Annotated in this window: 14 protein-coding genes; 9 read left to right on the top strand and 5 right to left on the bottom strand. The window is 62.0% G+C overall.

Features of this window, described 5'->3' with window-relative positions; genetic code table 11:
• Positions 1 to 102: 102 nt before the first annotated feature.
• A complete protein-coding gene (locus ABD112_RS10870) occupies positions 103 to 1,959 on the top strand; it encodes a glycoside hydrolase family 15 protein (RefSeq protein WP_343925787.1) in 1,857 nt (618 codons plus the stop codon).
• 44 nt (positions 1,960 to 2,003) lie between these two features.
• Positions 2,004 to 2,759: an NAD(P)H-hydrate epimerase gene (locus ABD112_RS10865; RefSeq protein WP_343925785.1), complete on the top strand. Its 756-nt coding sequence runs from the start codon at positions 2,004 to 2,006 to the stop codon at positions 2,757 to 2,759.
• A gap of 6 nt (positions 2,760 to 2,765) precedes the next feature.
• On the opposite strand, the gene ABD112_RS10860 is transcribed toward ABD112_RS10865, so the two are convergent.
• Positions 2,766 to 4,244: a hypothetical protein gene (locus ABD112_RS10860; protein ID WP_343925783.1), complete on the bottom strand. Its 1,479-nt coding sequence runs from the start codon at positions 4,242 to 4,244 to the stop codon at positions 2,766 to 2,768.
• Positions 4,245 to 4,433: 189 nt separating this feature from the next.
• Here ABD112_RS10860 and ABD112_RS10855 point away from each other — a divergent pair, with 189 nt between their 5' ends.
• Positions 4,434 to 4,784 carry an HPF/RaiA family ribosome-associated protein gene (locus ABD112_RS10855; protein WP_343925781.1) on the top strand — a complete coding sequence of 117 codons (351 nt, stop codon included), beginning with the start codon at positions 4,434 to 4,436 and terminating at the stop codon, positions 4,782 to 4,784.
• Between the two features lie 184 nt (positions 4,785 to 4,968).
• Here ABD112_RS10855 and ABD112_RS10850 read toward each other — a convergent pair whose 3' ends face one another.
• Positions 4,969 to 5,742 (bottom strand): integrase catalytic domain-containing protein, encoded by a 774-nt coding sequence (locus ABD112_RS10850; protein ID WP_343925779.1) that lies wholly within the window; start codon positions 5,740 to 5,742, stop codon positions 4,969 to 4,971.
• A 209-nt stretch (positions 5,743 to 5,951) separates the two neighbouring features.
• On the opposite strand from ABD112_RS10850, the gene ABD112_RS10845 reads away from it, so the two are divergent.
• The 5 genes from ABD112_RS10845 (at position 5,952) to ABD112_RS10825 (ending at position 11,656) form a co-directional block, all read left to right on the top strand.
• Entirely contained in the window at positions 5,952 to 6,968 is a 1,017-nt protein-coding gene (locus ABD112_RS10845; RefSeq protein ID WP_343925777.1) for a proline racemase family protein, read from the top strand.
• Positions 6,965 to 7,912, top strand: a complete 948-nt coding sequence (locus tag ABD112_RS10840) for an ornithine cyclodeaminase family protein (RefSeq protein ID WP_343925775.1) — start codon at positions 6,965 to 6,967, stop codon at positions 7,910 to 7,912. Before ABD112_RS10845 ends, ABD112_RS10840 begins: the two co-directional genes overlap by 4 nt.
• Entirely contained in the window at positions 7,909 to 8,619 is a 711-nt protein-coding gene (locus tag ABD112_RS10835) for a GntR family transcriptional regulator (protein ID WP_343925773.1), read from the top strand. The genes ABD112_RS10840 and ABD112_RS10835 overlap by 4 nt, the downstream gene beginning before the upstream one ends.
• A gap of 44 nt (positions 8,620 to 8,663) precedes the next feature.
• The gene (locus ABD112_RS10830; protein ID WP_343925771.1) at positions 8,664 to 10,076 is read left to right on the top strand and encodes an aminopeptidase P family protein; all 1,413 of its coding nucleotides are present in this window, start codon (positions 8,664 to 8,666) and stop codon (positions 10,074 to 10,076) included.
• A 122-nt stretch (positions 10,077 to 10,198) separates the two neighbouring features.
• Complete coding sequence (locus ABD112_RS10825) at positions 10,199 to 11,656, top strand: SPFH domain-containing protein (protein WP_343925769.1); 1,458 nt, start codon at positions 10,199 to 10,201, stop codon at positions 11,654 to 11,656.
• Between the two features lie 44 nt (positions 11,657 to 11,700).
• Here the strand turns inward: ABD112_RS10825 and ABD112_RS10820 are convergent, their stop codons facing one another.
• From ABD112_RS10820 to ABD112_RS10810, 3 genes are all read right to left on the bottom strand, one after another.
• On the bottom strand, positions 11,701 to 11,844 hold the full coding sequence (locus ABD112_RS10820) for a MetS family NSS transporter small subunit (protein ID WP_343925767.1): 144 nt from the start codon (positions 11,842 to 11,844) through the stop codon (positions 11,701 to 11,703).
• Positions 11,841 to 13,424, bottom strand: a complete 1,584-nt coding sequence (locus ABD112_RS10815) for a sodium-dependent transporter (RefSeq protein WP_343925765.1) — start codon at positions 13,422 to 13,424, stop codon at positions 11,841 to 11,843. The genes ABD112_RS10820 and ABD112_RS10815 overlap by 4 nt, the downstream gene beginning before the upstream one ends.
• 165 nt (positions 13,425 to 13,589) lie before the next feature.
• Entirely contained in the window at positions 13,590 to 14,918 is a 1,329-nt protein-coding gene (locus ABD112_RS10810; RefSeq protein WP_343925764.1) for a flavin monoamine oxidase family protein, read from the bottom strand.
• A gap of 146 nt (positions 14,919 to 15,064) precedes the next feature.
• On the opposite strand from ABD112_RS10810, the gene ABD112_RS10805 reads away from it, so the two are divergent.
• Complete coding sequence (locus ABD112_RS10805) at positions 15,065 to 16,027, top strand: metal ABC transporter substrate-binding protein (protein WP_343925763.1); 963 nt, start codon at positions 15,065 to 15,067, stop codon at positions 16,025 to 16,027.
• Positions 16,028 to 16,030 lie beyond the last annotated feature (3 nt).

The following is a 16,030-nucleotide window of genomic DNA, read 5'->3' as shown; positions in this document are numbered from 1 at the left end:
TCATGTCCACACTGTGCGTACACCGGTTCACACCTGAAGACGGAGCCTGGGGTCGGTCATTCCGTCGAGAGCGGCAAAGCCAGTCGATGCGGGAGATCTCGCATGAGTGACATCCCGATCGCCGACCATGCTCTGCTGTCTGATCGGCACTCCGCCGCGCTCGTGACCAAGAACGGTTCGGTCGACTGGCTCTGCTTTCCCCGCTTCGACAGCGAATCCGTGTTTGCATCAATCCTGGACGACGATGCCGGGCACTGGTCGATCAGGCCCACTGCGCCGAGCACATCAACCCGCTCCTACGTGGACGGATCGATGGTTCTGCAGACCACGTTCCACAGCAAAGATGGAACCCTCGAACTCCTCGACGCCCTCGAACTGGGCGACTCGACCGACCCTCACCGCCTCGGCGAAAATGCCCCACATTCCCTGTTGCGCGGCGTTCGCTGCATCAGTGGGCGGGTAACTTTCGAGATGGTCTGCCGCCCTCGTCCCGAATACGGGCTGGTAGTGCCGGTGCTTGTGGAGATCGATTCTGGTGTCGTCGCCACCGGCGGTTCCGGCCGGCTCACGCTCTCGCTTGCCGCCCCGGCGACCATTCTCGATGGCGAGATCCGCGTCACGTTCACTCTTGAGGCGGGGCAACAGCAGCATTTTGCCCTGCAGCGCACCCACCTCGGCGAGCCGCTGCCCGGCACCTATCTCCAGGATGAGATTGCGGCCAGTCTGGCGGGCACGATCGCGAGCTGGCAGGAGTGGTCGGCGATCCACCAAACCTATGACGGGCCGTGGCGAGAGCTCGTGCACCACTCTGGACGGGTGCTTCAGGCGCTGAGCTACCAGCCCACCGGTGCGATCATTGCTGCTGCCACCACATCGTTGCCCGAGGAGGTTGGCGGTGAACGCAACTGGGACTACCGCTACTCGTGGGTTCGCGACGCCAGTTTCACCATGAAAGCCCTCTGGGTCGCGGCCTGCCCAGACGAAGCCCACGAGTTCTTCTCCTTCATGACGGCAGCAGCCGCGCACTCCAACCCTGACCGGCATCTTCAGATCATGTTCGGCGTCGGCGGCGAACATGACCTGTCTGAACGACTGCTCCCGCAACTCAAGGGGTGGCGGGGGAGCGGTCCTGTGCGGGTCGGCAACGGTGCCTGGGATCAACCGCAACTCGATGTTTACGGCGAGCTCCTCGATGCGGCGTTCCGGCTGAGAGAGCAACTCGGTGATATCGATCCGGCGACGCGAACCTTCCTGATCGCCCTCGCCGACGCCGCGGCAAGCCAATGGCAGCAGCCAGACAACGGCATTTGGGAAGTCCGTGGTGCCGCGCGCCACTTCCTTTATTCAAAGCTCATGTGCTGGGTAGCGCTCGACCGGGCGATCGCCATGGCCGAGCAGTTGCACGCTACCGACCGAGTTGCCGAGTGGTCAACGAAGGCCGAGCAGATCCGCGCCACCATCCTCGAAGAGGGATGGAACGACGAGGCCGGTGCGTTCACGCAGTCCTTTGATTCCTCTGATCTGGATGCGTCGGCGCTGATGATCCCGATCGTCGGGTTTCTGCCGGCATCCGATCCTCGCGTGCTTGCTACTGCGGATGCCATCATCGAGCGACTAACGGATGCTCGGGGGCTGGTCTACCGGTACCAAACTGACACCGGCGTCGACGGTTTGGAAGGCAACGAGGGCACCTTTCTACTCTGCACGTTCTGGCTCGCCCGCGTGCTCGCCGCCGGCGGCCGGGGCGATGAGGCCCGCGAGGTCTTCGAGCGAGCCATAAGCCACATCAGTGATGTCGGTCTGCTCGCTGAGGAGATTGACTCGGATACCGGCGAACAGCTGGGCAACTTCCCCCAAGCGTTCAGCCATGTCGGGCTCGTCAACGCGGCGTGGGCCATCGATCAGGCTGAGCGCGGCCAGCCCGCCGATGACGGAACAGCAGCCGAGAACGCCCAATAGCAGCGAAGTTCGGGTGACTACGGTCATCCCGCGGAGGACAGATCATGACGGTGGACACTTTTCGAACGTTGACCGGACTCGTGGTGCCGGCCATCACGACCGAGCAGATGCGGGAGGTCGACCGGGTCGCGGTCGAGGAGGTGGGGCCGAATCTCTACCAGATGATGGAGAAAGCCGGCAGGAGTCTCGCCGCCCTCTGTGTGGGGCTGCTCGGGGATCGATGGCCCTCGGCACCGATCGTCGTGCTGGCAGGGACCGGAGGAAACGGGGGCGGAGGAATCTGCGCCGCCCGCCACTTAGCCAACCATGGGGGCGATGTCACCCTGGTGGTCTCGGACCCCACACGGTTGCACGGCGTCCCCGCTGACCAACTCGCGCTCTACGGTGCCACCAGAGGACGACTTGCGCCGGTGAGTGACCTCGGGGAGTTGGAGGCTGAACTGGTGGTCGACGCAGTGTTGGGCTATAGCCTCTGCGGCGCAGCCCATGGCACTGCCGCCGAGCTGATCAGGTGGATGTCGAGCGGCACCGCCCCGGTGGTCTCCCTCGACGTCCCGTCCGGAGTCGACTCCACAACCGGTATGGCCCTCGGGGCATATGTGCGCGCAACGAACACGATGACCCTCGCCGTTCCCAAAACTGGTCTGGACTCCGACGCCGTCGGGGCGCTCTGGCTGGCGGACATCGGGATTCCCCGGGAGGTTTACCGGCGGGTCGGGGTCCAACTGTCAGAGGGGCTCTTCACAACTGGCTATCGGGTGCGCCTAACCAAGGATGCGGGCAACGAAGGATGCGGCTGACGGAGTTCAGTAATCCAACGACGGGTGATCTTCCCTAGGGGATCCAGTCCGTCGCACCGACGTCAAACCACTAGGCCGATTGTTCGCCTCGGCCGGCGTCAGGGGGAGAAGTGAGCGCAGCTGCCGGGTTTCCGTGAGGTCGAGAACGGAATGCTGCACGCAAGCGGGCACGAGACGTCCGTCCTCGGGGTGGCTCATCGCATAGGAGCAGGACTGCAGTCGAACCTGCGTCTCCCGCACGGCCGCATCGTCACTCATTATCCCGTCTTCGAGGAGACTCCACGCGGGTGCAACCTGCTCCGCATCCATGAAGCTGTGGACCACGAAGGTTCGAATGGACATTCGCCGTCGAACCGCAGCGCGAATGACTCGACGAAAGCCACCTGCCCGGGTGACGATTCGGCCGAGCTGCCCGAGCGTTACCCCTACGTCGCCGGGATGACGCAGTGCCGCACGAATGATCTTCGTCAGCAACACCGGCCAGCGGGTGCCCCCGAACACCATTCCGCCCAGATGTGCCAAGAGGATGTCTCGCGCCGCGATATCCCGGGAATCATCGGGATCCAACGCGACGATGAACCGACCGTCGACTAGGGCGCCGGTCGTGTAACGGTTGCAGGATGGATGCCCGAACTGGGTAGCACGCCACGGCAGAGCTTGACCGGCGCCTTCCTCTACCTGTGACCACACCGCGTCGATCGACACGTCGGAGAAGTCTTCCTTCCAGCGCCGGTCGTCGCCGATGTAGGCGGCCGGCTGAAACGACATCATGTCGAACGGCATGTCCAGTACTGCCCGAACGGTCTCGGCAACCTCCGGCAAATTTGATGGGGTTACGGTCATGTTGTGCGCTAGATAAGACTGCACGCCGTGGTCACGCTTGAGGTCGGTGAACATGTGAGCAAACTGGGCTCGGGACGGGTTCAACTCGGCCTCGCTGCGCGGTCGCACGACACCCCTGCGCCCGCGCATTAACGAATCGAAATGTGCCGCGAAAGAGACTCGATCGAACCTTCGCCGGCCGCCTTCGTCGAGCACCACATCGAGGAGGTAGTCGTAGTCGAAATCACCATGGGTCATCGACATGGGTTCACGCCCGTACTGCCGCATGATGGTTAAGGCAGCTGCGTGGTCGGCGGCAGGGAGAAGGCTGACCTCACCACCGATCAGTTGTGCGTGGGCTCGAGGACCACGCGCGGTGCGGGCGAACGCCATCTGCTTATCGACCTGATCGAGCGTGTGGCTCCCGTCAACGCTAACTTTGTTCGCATCCGCGGAGTGATAGCAGGGCGAACAGGTTAAGTTGCACTTGGGGAATACACCGTGCGTTCCTTCACAACCAATCGCGCTCCGCCCGAGGAGTTGATTGTCGGTCTGCACTTCTACCGGCAGTTCGGCCCAGCGGCGTTGCATCGCCCGTTGACTTTCTGGATGGATGGGGCGGGTGGCCAGCTCCCAGCGCGTCAGAACTCCCCAAGTAGTCATACTGCTACCTCCGTCTCGAGTCTGAGCACACCAGCCGCGTTCCTAGTACAGCACTTCCGGCCTTCGCACTTCTGTGTTCTAGGTCACGGTGGCTCAAGATTGCGGCCGGCAGCCGCACCGGTCGGTGCCGCACACAGGTTGGCGGCGTAGCGTGATTTGTGAATGCACCACGACTGCCAGGAGGCGACCATGCAGGTCATCGTCAATACCGATAAAAACATCACTCTCACCGAGGAAGCAACTGCCGAAATTGTGTCTGAGATCGAAAGTAAGCTCTCGCATTTCAGTTCGCACCTGACTCGGGTTGAGGTGCATTTGAGCGACGGGAGTGCCGGTCGCAGCACGGGCGACGATATCCAGTGTCAGCTTGAGGCCCGCCCCGAGGGCAAGAATCCTGAATTCGCCAGCGACAATGCCTCGTCAGTTGAGAGCGCGGTTAATGGCGCCATTCGCAAGATGCAGCACGTGCTCGAGACCACTTTTGGGAGGGCTGACCACCGCAAGGGCAGCAGCTCGATGGGCGGAGTCGAGCCGCTTTAGGAACGCAACTGGCCGGGCTGACAACCACGGCAGTATCTTCGGTCACGCGGTCACGCGGTCACTCCACAGATCGCGTCGAAGGGCGGGCCGATCGCGGTCCTCAAATCTGGGTGTATCCCCATTGCCTCATGTCAATACCTCCGGGAAGGTGATTCGTTGCCTCAATTGAGAACCTCCGCCGAGTTCACTGGTTGAAGGTCCGGTTGATAGCTGGTTTCACGTCGGCGGGTTTCTTGGCCAGGGCGAGGGTCTCAAGCTCGCCCGTCAGCGCGAGGATGTTGCGGGACAGGGCTGCGGGCTTGAGCCGTTTGAACTCGGCGTTCATCCGGATGATCGGTCGTTTGGCCATGTCGTGGCGGGCGACCGCGCGCTGGTGCGGGGTGGTCGCGGTGTCGTATCTCTTGGTCACTTTTGCGCGGTTGCGTTGCTTGAAGATCAGCTTCTGTTGGGGCAGGAGGTAGTTCGTGAATACCCGGTCGAGCTCCCAGATTTCGTTGAGTTTGGCCAGTTCGGTGGCCGTGTCGTAGCGGAGGTAACCGACCAGCTCGCGCACGTGGGTCCAGTTCTTCTGCTCCACGTGAGCACCGTCATTGCTGTGGTTGGCCCGCGACCTGGTGAAGGTGATCTTGTTCGCCACGCAGTAGTCGAACAGGTGGTGGTTGATGAACTCGCTTCCGTTATCCGAGTCGATCCCGATGATCGGAAACGGGAACACCGCCATCACGTGTTGCAGTGCCTCAAACACCCACTTCGAGGCTTTGTTCTGAACGGAACGATTCACCGTCCACCCGGTCGCGATGTCAGTGACCGTCAGGGCGAAACAGTGTTCACCCGAGGCGTTGCCGCCCTCATGGCCGACCAACACGACCAGCTCGTCCAGGATTCGGGACTTGCCCGCACGGTCAGCACTCCGATAGGTGAGCGCTTTCTTCTTCGTCACAGCCTGCCGCTGCTTCATCGTTAGCTCCATAGAAACGGGCGTAACCCACATCCGATGCCGATCCTGTGAAACCACGCCGAAACGGAGGTTTTCATCTGAGGCAACGTATAGGGCTACGCGGAGGTTTCTAATGAGTCAACGCGGTCGATTGCCCGGAGCACCTAACCCTGTACCATTGCAATTGCACTCCCCTAAAGACGAGTGCGTTGACCGAAAGCGGGCCACGAATGCCAGAGCAGTACTCGACTGTTGATTACCACACCGGCGGGGAACCGTTCCGAATCGTCGCATCGCTGCCGGTCACAATCGAAGGCAACGGTGTCGCCGAGAAGCGCGTCTTCGCCATGAACTCAGTCGAGATTGAGCGGATCCGGCAGATCCTCTGCTTCGAGCCCCGCGGGCATGCGGACATGTATGGCGGCTTCATAGTGGAGCCCGATGATGCGGGCGCACACTTCGGCGTGTTGTTCTGGCACAAAGATGGGTTCTCGACTGCCTGCGGTCACGGCACTATCGCTCTCGGTGTCTGGGCAATCGAGAGCGGCCTCGTTGCTGCGGAACCTAGCGGGGTCACCGATGTCGTGATCGACGTCCCATCTGGGCGTGTAACCGCCCGCGTTCACACGACCGACGACCTGGTCACCTCGGTCGACTTCATCAATGTCGCCAGTTACGTTCTGGCTGAGCGGGTGCCGGTCTCCACTTCTCTAGGCGACGTTGAGGTGGATGTCACCTTCGGTGGCGCAATTTACGCCCAGTTGGATGCCGCAACGGTCGGGCTCACCGTCACCCCGGAGAATGCCGCCGCGGTGATCGCGATCGGGCGGGAGATCAAGTGGGCACTCAACGACTCAGTTCATGCCGTGCATCCGACCGACGATCGATTGAGCGGAATCTACGGAACCATCGTGTTCGAAGCACTCGAACCCGCCGACGACGGTTCGGTGCGTCAAAGGAATGCAACAATCTTTGCTGACGGAGAACTGGACCGCTCGCCGTGTGGCTCGGGAACCTGCGCGCGAATCGCGACCCTCACCGCCAACGGCACACTGCCTGAGAACGGCACTCTCGTTCACGATTCGATCGTCGGCTCACAGTTCACCGCTGTTGTTCTCGACCACACCGAGATTGCCGGTCACTTGGCAGTGATACCACAAGTCACCGGGATGGCGTTCAAAACGGGCGAGAACCTCTTCACCGTTGATCCGCGCGACACCCTCACACCAGGGTTCGTGCTGCGATGACCGTCACGACCCCCCAGTACTTTGACGAGGCTGCCGTGCGTGCCGCGATCAGTCCAGCCCAAGCGGTTGAGGCAGTTCAGGATGCGCTCCGAGCGGGTTTCGATCCCGGCACGGATCATGCTCGCGTGTTCGAAAAACTCACCCGCGGGCAGTTCTTGCTGATGCCCTCCGAGGTGGGCCAGGACGCCGGCATCAAGATCATCACGGTCAACCCGGACAATCCGACTCAGGGGCTGCCGCGCATCCAAGGCCTCTACATTCTGTTTGATGCTGAAACGCTCACGCCGAGACTGCTGCTCGATGGCGCTGCATTGACGAGCATCCGCACGTCCGCTGTTTCGTTGGCGGCCACGGCAAGTGCGCTAGTGCGCACAACTGATCCGCTCGATGTCGTGATCTTTGGCGCTGGTCCGCAAGCGATTGAGCATCTTGCGACTCTTCGTGCAGTTCTCGGCGAGCAACGCGCAGTCTCCTCCGTGACTGTCGTGGTGCGCACGCTACGCACCGTCGATATCGCAGAGGCTCACGTGGTCGAGGCGGGCAGTGTAGAAGCGGCGGATGCGGTCGCTGCGGCCGGGCTCATCATCTGCGCGACGACCGCCCGCACCCCCGTTTTCGACTCTGCTGACGTGCGTGCCGATGCGGTGGTTATTGCTGTCGGTTCGCATGAGCTGGATGCCCGAGAACTCGATAGCGCGCTCTTGGGCCGGGCCCAAGTAGTCGTCGAGGATGTTCCGACAGCGCTGCGGGAATGTGGCGACGTGATCATGGCAATCGACGAGGGTGCGCTCACCGTAGGCACCCTCATCCCCATGGCCGACGTCATTCGGGGCACAACGCAGCTCGACCCTGAGCGCCCGGTCGTGTTCAAGAGCTCGGGCATGAGCTGGGAAGATCTGGCAATTGCGGCTGCGATCATTCGCACCGCCGAGGTCAACCAGTGACCGTTGGCGGAGTGCCCGGGCGGCCGCCGCGTCAAAGCGTTCGAGAGTATGTCGCTGCCACACTCCGGGCCGCGCTAATTGCCGGAGAACTGGTGCCCGGCCAGGTGTACTCAGCCCCGACGCTGGCGACGCAACTCGGTGTCTCAGCAACCCCGGTTCGTGAAGCAATGCTCGATCTGGTTCGCGACGGCATGGTGGATGTTGCCCCAAACACGGGCTTTCGGGTCACTGAGGTGACGGCCGCAGAGCTTGACCACATCGCCGAGATTCGACTGCTGCTCGAAGTGCCCATCATGGGAGAAATCGCGGCGGCCGTCAGCGCTGAGCGTGACGTGCAGCTTGAACTTCTCCGGCCACTCGTCGACTCCATGATTGACACGGCTCAGCGACAAGATTTGACCAACTACCTGAACACCGACACCACTTTCCACACGCAATTTCTCGCGCTGCACGGAAATGACGAGCTGGTCACGACAGTTCGACGACTCCGTGATCGCAGTCGACTCGACGGGTTGAGATCGGTAGCCGAGGCCGGGGATCTGGTGGAGTCCACTCGGGAGCACTACGCCATGATCGATGCGGCACTCAGCCACGACCGCACAGCCATGGAACAACTCATGCGCGAGCACATCGGCCACGTGCGCACCGACTGGGCGGCTCCGCCAGCGAGCGCCCCACACTCCAATCAACGAAAGACGGTCCAATGACTTCCAGTTCGAGTTCGCATCAACACACGGCGCCAGCCACGTCAATGCCCCGCCCACCCCAGGGCGATCCCCGACTTCCCCAACTCCGTGAAGCTACCGGCTTCGTCGAGTACATGGAAACAGGGTGGGCAACACCCGATCGCACCCCTGACACAGTTCCGGGCATCGCGGGCGCGACCGCTGCGCACCGCGCCCGACTGAGCCCTGCCTTTATGGGGCGCACGATCGTGCTGGCCGGAGGCAAAGCTCCCGTTCGTGTCAACGACAACTATTACGGGTTCCGCCCCGACAGCAACTTCTTCTGGCTCACCGGTTGCTCCGCAGAAGAAGCCGTTGTGGTGATGAGCCCGATCGGCGGCGGTCATGACGCAACCCTCTTCATTCCAGCACCCGCATACCCGGGTGAGGCAGACTTCTTTGCGGATGCCGCGCACGGTGAACTGTGGGTCGGTTCTGCCCCAGGAATGCCCGAGTGGACCGCGGCTCTTCAGATCGAGACGAGGCCCCTCGCTGAGCTCGAGGCGGCATTGGCCCGCGCGTCGGACATTGCCCTCGCCGGCTCTCTTCTTGGAGCGAATCCGCTGTTGCACTCGATCCCGGTGTCGAGCGACCTCGGCCGGGTGCTCTCTGAACTTCGAATGATCAAGGATGAGTGGGAGATCGCGGCCCTTCGCGGTGCCGTTAACGACACCGTTGACGGTTTCAAGGCTGTGGCGCGCGAGATTCCTCAGGCCATCAAGTTCGGTGGGGAACGTTGGCTTCAGGGAACATTCGACCGCCACGCACGCACGGTGGGAAACGGCCCCGGCTACTCCACGATTGTGGGCAGCGGAGCGAATGCTCCCATCCTGCACTGGGTGCGCTGTGACGGTCCCGTACAAGAGGACGCTGCGCTGCTACTCGACATGGGCGTCGAAGCGCGCTCGCTGTACACGGCAGATGTCACCCGCACGTTGCCCGCATCCGGAACTTTCTCGGCGGCACAGCGCGAGGTGCATGACCTGGTTGAGGTCGCCCATCGGGCGGGCCTTGCGGCAGTCGCTCCTGGCAAACAGTTCAGCGACTTCTACGATGCGGCGCTTGAGGTCATCGCTACGGGCCTTCACAGTTGGGGGATTCTCCCGGTCTCGGTCGATGAGGCACTCAGCGCGAAAGGTCAACATCACCGTCGCTACATCGTCTGCGGCATCGGGCATCACCTGGGTCTTGACGTTCACGACTGCGCCCAGTCGAGTTATGCCGCCTATCAGGGAGCGCCGATGGAGCCCGGAATGGTGATGGCAGTTGAGCCAGGACTGTACTTCCACTCCTGGGATAACACCGTGCCGCCCGAATTGCGCGGCATGGGCGTGCGCATCGAAGACAACGTTCTCGTCACACCAACAGGTTCAGAGGTGCTGTCTGACGCTCTTCCCATTACTGCAGACGGCATCGAAGAATGGATGCGCGCGCTCTAGCCCTCACGCTGACCGCGTCAGCGGCACCCGATCCTTCACCGCAATTTCGCCATCCGTCTCAGCAGGATGTGCTCTGAACCGCGACAATGGATGTAGATAGCTCACTTTCGAAAGGTGGATACATGGATTTCTTGGTTAACGGCGGAATTGCCGTCCTGATCGGAGTCGGGTTGGTAGTACTTGTCGTACTGCTCCTCGTGCTCCTCTTAATCGCACGGGCATGGTTCAAGGTTGCTCGCGCCGATGAGGCTCTCGTCGTCTCCGGTCGCTCGCAGAAGGATGCGAGCGGTAAGGACTCCGCGGTCACTGTCATCGTCAATGGCAAGGCACTGGTCAACCCGATCACGCAGCGCCACGAGACGATCTCTCTTCGCTCGCGTCAGGTTTCTATGACTGCAGAAGCGCAGTCGGCAGATAACGTTACCCTTCAGGTTGAAGCGGTGGCTATCGTCAAGATCGGATCAGACTCTGATCTCGTGCGCCGCGCCGCGGAGCGGTTTGCTTCGCAGGACAGCGCAATCGAGCAGTTCACTACCGAGCAGCTCGAAGGTGCTCTTCGTGGTGTCGTCGCGACTCTTTCGGTTGTTGAACTCATGCGTGAGCGCAAGAAGTTCTCTGACCAGATTGCTACCGATGTTTCCACCGAGCTGTCGGAGCAGGGCCTCATTCTTGACTCCTTCCAGATCAAGGGAATCGGCGACAAGGTTGGCTACATTCAGTCGCTCGGAACGCCGCAGATTGAGTCGAAGCGTCGCGAAGCAGAACTCGCAACCGCTGACGCAAACCGCGAAATCTCGAAGCGCAACATCACCGTCGCTGAGGCAAACCTGATTGAGCAGACCGCGCTCGACAAGAACACCGCAGACTCGAAGGCTGAAGTTGGCAAGGCAAACGCTGAGGCCGAACAGGCAGAAGCACTCGCTCGCGCCACTGCCGAGCAGGGTGTTCTTCAGCAGCGTGCTGAAAACCGTCAGGCCGAGCTCGACGCTGACGTGAAGCGCGTCGCAGACGCCAACCTTTACAAGGCACAAAAAGACGCCGACTCCGACGCCTACCGCCTCGTCAAGGGTGCGGAAGCTCAGGCTCAGATCGCCGCCGTTGAAGCTGAAGCTGTGCGCGTTCGGGCCGCAGCTGACGCGGATGCGGTTCGTCTCTCCGGTGAAGCTAGGGCAGCAAGCATCGAGGCAGAAGCCGCGGCTCTCGCCAAGCACCAAGATGCGCTCCTCGCGCAACGCGCCCTCGAATCACTGCCTCTCGTCATGGAGCAGTGGGCCAAGGGCTACGGCCAGATCGGCTCCGTCACTGTCATCGGTGGCAGCGGATCAAGTGCAGCAGACACCATCGGAAACGAGAGTGCCATTGCGCTGCGCAGTTCCTTCGAATCGATCAAGGCTGCTACCGGCCTCGACCTCGCGTCGATCATCCAGGGTCGCGCTGTCGGTCAGGCTGTCGGCGAAGGCGCTCGCGGCGGCTCGAATGACAGCGCGCTTGATGCCAGCCTCGCGCAAGTAGCTACCGGCGCTTTTGCTGATGCTGATGCTGCCGTTTCCTCGCCCGAGGAGAACGACAACTCCCAGTAGCACGGTCATGGTCGGGTGTCCGAGTGGATGCCCGACCGTGAACGCTAATCGTTGTCGCTGACGTCGTCAGCACCATCCGGGTAGACATCGAGCTGGGGCTTGCGCGCGAGGAAGATGATGCTCGCGATGAGCCCGCCCCAGACGAGCACGGCGGCGACGACGAAGAATGTGATGGCAATGCCGCTCATTTCTTGAGCTCCTTCAGTGCTTCGGCGCTAGGCCACGGGGTGAAATCGTCGGGGTCGTGCTTCCAGCGCAGGGCCGTCATGCTGATGGCGCCGATCAGAATCACGGCGACGGTTCCCCAGCCAGCAACGGCCAGGTACCACAGCGGGTACCCCTCGTAGCCTTCGGTGGTGAGCACGATGATCCGCTGGATGAGCATGTACAGCAACACGATCGGGGCGAGTACGCCGACGAGCAGTTGCCAGATGGGCCCCACCTTGAAGGTGGAGACGGCGTTGAGGTGTGCGGCGAGCTCGGGGCCCTTGCGCAACACCCAGATCACCAGAATCGTGGCGGCAATTGCGGCGCCTACGATGCCGATGTTGTTTGCCCACTGGTCGACGGTGTCGAGAGTGATGAGTCCGGTTGTTGTCGAGAACAGCAGCACCGAAACGATCGCCAGCGCGGATCCGACGCGAATCGAAGCTTGGCGGGCAGTGATCCCGAACTTGTCTTGGAACGCGGATGACACCACCTGAAGCACTGACAACAGCGACGTGAATCCGGCCATCACGAGCGAGCCGAAGAACAGCGCACCGAAGAGTGGGCCGCCGGGCATCTGCGACACGATTGCCGGGAAGGTGATGAACGAGAGCCCGACCCCGGTGATTCCTTCAAGCTCGTCGACGCCGACACCCTGTTGGAAGGCGAAGTAGCCGAGGGTCGCAAACACGCCGATGCCGGCGATGATCTCGAACGACGAGTTAGCGAATGCCACGACCAGAGCGGGTGCAGTGACGTTAGCGCGACGGTTGCGGTAGGAGGAATACGTAATCATGATGCCGAAGGCGATCGACAGTGAGAAGAAGATTTGGCTGTAGGCGGCGATCCACACGTTGGGGTCGCCGAGGGCCGAGAAGTCGGGAGTGAATAGGGCGTCGAGGCCGGTCATCGCGCCATCCAAGAACAGTGCGCGCACGACAAGAATGAGGAAGGCCACGACGAGCAGCGGCAGGAAAATCAGGTTAGCGCGCTGCACGCCCTTCGCGATGCCGGAGCCGAGGACGGCCAGTACAGCAACCCAGACGAGTACGAGCGGGATGAGCACCGCGGGCACGAACTGCGAGCTGAAGCCGGGCTCGGAGGTCTGCAGGAACTCGGTGACGAAGAAGCCCGCAGTGTCATCTCCCCAGCGCAGATCGAAGCTGAACGTGAAGTAGCTGGCAGCCCAGGCGACGACGGCCGCGTAGTAGACGGCGATGACGATGCAAATCCACACCTGGAACCAGCCAAGCGACTCGAGCCACTTGCCGGCCTTGCCGCCCAAGCGACGGAATGCGGTTGGCGAGGAACCACGAAAGCGGTGACCGATCGCATAGTCGAGAAAGAGAATCGGGATGCCGGCCGTGACCAGTGCGATCAGGTACGGGATAAGGAAGGCCCCGCCACCGTTCTCGTACGCGACACCGGGGAAGCGCCAAATGTTTCCCAGCCCTACGGCCGAGCCGATTGCCGACAGAATGAAGCCAAGTTGACCCGACCACTGTTCACGTGGTCGCGATGCGACCGTTCCCTGTTGTCCAGATCCTTGCTGCACCGACACAGTTGCTCCTCTGCGTGAAGGCCACCCGAATGGCCGTCCTTGGGGCCATCCCGAATGTGCGGCCCCACTGCCCCAATGGGCTGTTCTTACGTTAACACTCGGGGTTGCTCGGTTGCTACATATGACGGTTTCGGGGCGCCAGAGGCCCTTGGTCGAAGTTCGTTCCTAGAGCGGATCCGTTAGGCCGTCAAACGGCAGATCCCGACCGAGGATGTTCTGGGCTGCGCGGTGGCCTGAGCGAAGAGCCGCGGTGACTGTCGCGGGATCATCCGTCCATGTTGCCTCGCCCGCGAAGTGCAAAACTCCGTCAACGGGGGTGGCCAACAGGTCATGGTCTTCAGGGGTCGACCCTGGCTTCATGTAGGCGTACGAGCCGTGGGAGTAAGGGTCATCCTTCCAGCGGGTGACCAGAACTTGGGAGGGAGTTTCAACGCGTTCGCCATAGAGGCCACGCAGGGCATCCAACACCGACTCGGCGATCTGGTCGTCGCGCCACTCGCGAGTTTCGACTCCGCTCGGCCCCGCCGCGAAGGTGAGAAGTGTCGGCACCCCATGGAGGTCGGTGAGGTCGTACCAAGAGTGCCACCATTCTCCGGCCGCACCCTGTTGGCGAATCGCGTAGACGTCGTCATCCCAGAACTTGGTCGGGAAGCGCAAGAAGACCTTTTCGAAGTTGTTCATCTCGAACCCGGCAATCGCGCCGGTGAGCCACTCGGGCAGCGCGGGATCAAAGCTCAGATCGCCAGATTTCAGCACGCCAATCGGCACAGTGACGACGACCTGAGTTGCGGTGAACGTGCCCTGAGTTGAGCTAACTGTGGCTCCAGCGGCCGACCATGCGATGCTCGTAACCTCGTGCTCAAGCCTGACGTCGAGCCCCGTGGCCAAGTTTGTCGCGAGTCGGTCGAAGCCGTCGGGGAAGACGACCTCGTCGCCCTCCACAGTGTCGTCATCGAGGCCGTGGGCATCGAGAAGCCCGGCCCGCACTCCGTACTGCTCTTCGGAGCGGTGCAGCACAAACTCCCGTACGCGCGCGGCGCGGTCGGCATCCCAGCCGATCGCCGCAAGGGTCGCATCGATCGCATCCTCGTATGAACTCCCGAGTTCGGAGGCCCCGACTGTCGTCGCGAGGTGCCGGTCGAAGGCCCGAACGTCATCGGCAAACTCTTGGATTTCAGCATCGCTCAGGCGCTCACCGGTCGGCGAGTAGTAGGCGATGGGTCGCCCGTCTGGCTGGTAACTGCCGACAGTGAACTCGACCGTTCGCATGCCAAAGCCGCGAACCACGTCGGTCAAGGGGTTGTCATCGATGCCGTGTATCCATGAAGCTCCACGGTCACTGATGATGCCATCGGAGCGTTCGGTCCAAGTTCGACCGCCGATGCGATCACGGGCCTCGAGCACGACGACGCTGTGCCCAGCCTGCGCGAGGAACCGTGCGGCGGTAAGCCCGGAAACGCCTGCGCCGACGACGATAGTGTCAAAGTCCTTCATGGGGTCAGAGTAGCAACTCGCTGGTTGCCGAGACGACCGAGCTTGCGCGGCCGAAAGAACGGCGACTTTTGCGTCGCGGGCACAATTTGGTAAAACTACGGCAAGACGTAGTTTCTTATTTGGCGCGGCCAACATAGGATCAGAAGATGGGCAGGATCACGAACGCAATGCGGCGGAAGAGCATCCGAACGGCACTGACTGCCGCACTCGCGGCCACCGCATTGACCTTCCTTGCCGCCTGCACCAGCACGCCGGATGCCGCGGCCACCGTCGATCCGAGTGACCAACGCCCCGTCGTGCTCACGACCTTTACTGTGCTCGCCGATATGGCCCAGAATGTGGCCGGCGAGCACCTTCGGGTGGAATCCATCACCAAGGTGGGTGCTGAGATTCACGGCTACCAGCCGACCCCCGGCGACATCGCGAAAGCGGCGGAGGCTGACCTCATCCTCGACAACGGGCTCAATCTCGAGGCGTGGTTTTCGCAGTTCGTTGACGGCCTTGACGTTCCCCACGTCGTTGTGTCTGACGGTGTTGAGACGATCAGCATCGCCGAGGATGCCTACGAGGGTTTGCCGAATCCACACGCCTGGATGAGCCCGTTGAACGCCCAGATCTATGTCGATAACATGGCTACCGCATTCGGCGAACTCGACCCGGGCAATGCTGCAGAATACGCGGCAAACGCCGCAGCGTATAAGACAGAGCTGCAGGCGGTGAGCGACGAACTCACCGACGAGCTCGCCACGCTAGCGCCAAACCAGCGCGCACTCATCACCTGCGAGGGCGCCTTCTCCTATTTGGCCAGGGATGCCGGCCTCAGCGAGCACTACCTGTGGGCAGTGAACGCCGAGCAGCAGTCCACCCCGCGGCAAGTCGCCGCGGTCATCGACTTCGTTCGCGACAATGAGGTGCCCGCCGTGTTCTGCGAATCGACCGTCTCCGACCGCACAATGCAGCAAGTGGTCGAAGCGAGCGACGCGGCCTTCGGCGGCACCCTCTACGTCGATTCGCTGTCGGAGGCTGGGGGGCCGGTTCCGACGTATCTTGAGCTGTTGAGGCACGACACCGAACTCATCATCGACGGGCTGACGAGAGCCGGATCGTGACGC

Origin of the sequence: Rhodoglobus aureus (assembly GCF_039527955.1) — a bacterium.
Lineage (GTDB): Bacteria > Actinomycetota > Actinomycetes > Actinomycetales > Microbacteriaceae > Rhodoglobus > Rhodoglobus aureus.
The sequence above is the reverse complement of the archived record's forward strand: the minus strand, read 5'-3'. Positions and strand labels throughout refer to the sequence as shown.

What these genes read in the sequence shown, in the direction of transcription:
- ABD112_RS10870 (WP_343925787.1), top strand. Translation starts at nt 103, where the DNA reads ATGAGTGACATCCCGATCGCCGACCATGCTCTGCTGTCTGATCGGCAC.
- ABD112_RS10865 (WP_343925785.1), top strand. Translation starts at nt 2,004, where the DNA reads ATGACGGTGGACACTTTTCGAACGTTGACCGGACTCGTGGTGCCGGCC.
- ABD112_RS10860 (WP_343925783.1), bottom strand. Translation starts at nt 4,244, where the DNA reads ATGACTACTTGGGGAGTTCTGACGCGCTGGGAGCTGGCCACCCGCCCC.
- ABD112_RS10855 (WP_343925781.1), top strand. Translation starts at nt 4,434, where the DNA reads ATGCAGGTCATCGTCAATACCGATAAAAACATCACTCTCACCGAGGAA.
- ABD112_RS10850 (WP_343925779.1), bottom strand. Translation starts at nt 5,742, where the DNA reads ATGAAGCAGCGGCAGGCTGTGACGAAGAAGAAAGCGCTCACCTATCGG.
- ABD112_RS10845 (WP_343925777.1), top strand. Translation starts at nt 5,952, where the DNA reads ATGCCAGAGCAGTACTCGACTGTTGATTACCACACCGGCGGGGAACCG.
- ABD112_RS10840 (WP_343925775.1), top strand. Translation starts at nt 6,965, where the DNA reads ATGACCGTCACGACCCCCCAGTACTTTGACGAGGCTGCCGTGCGTGCC.
- ABD112_RS10830 (WP_343925771.1), top strand. Translation starts at nt 8,664, where the DNA reads ATGCCCCGCCCACCCCAGGGCGATCCCCGACTTCCCCAACTCCGTGAA.
- ABD112_RS10825 (WP_343925769.1), top strand. Translation starts at nt 10,199, where the DNA reads ATGGATTTCTTGGTTAACGGCGGAATTGCCGTCCTGATCGGAGTCGGG.
- ABD112_RS10820 (WP_343925767.1), bottom strand. Translation starts at nt 11,844, where the DNA reads ATGAGCGGCATTGCCATCACATTCTTCGTCGTCGCCGCCGTGCTCGTC.
- ABD112_RS10810 (WP_343925764.1), bottom strand. Translation starts at nt 14,918, where the DNA reads ATGAAGGACTTTGACACTATCGTCGTCGGCGCAGGCGTTTCCGGGCTT.
- ABD112_RS10805 (WP_343925763.1), top strand. Translation starts at nt 15,065, where the DNA reads ATGGGCAGGATCACGAACGCAATGCGGCGGAAGAGCATCCGAACGGCA.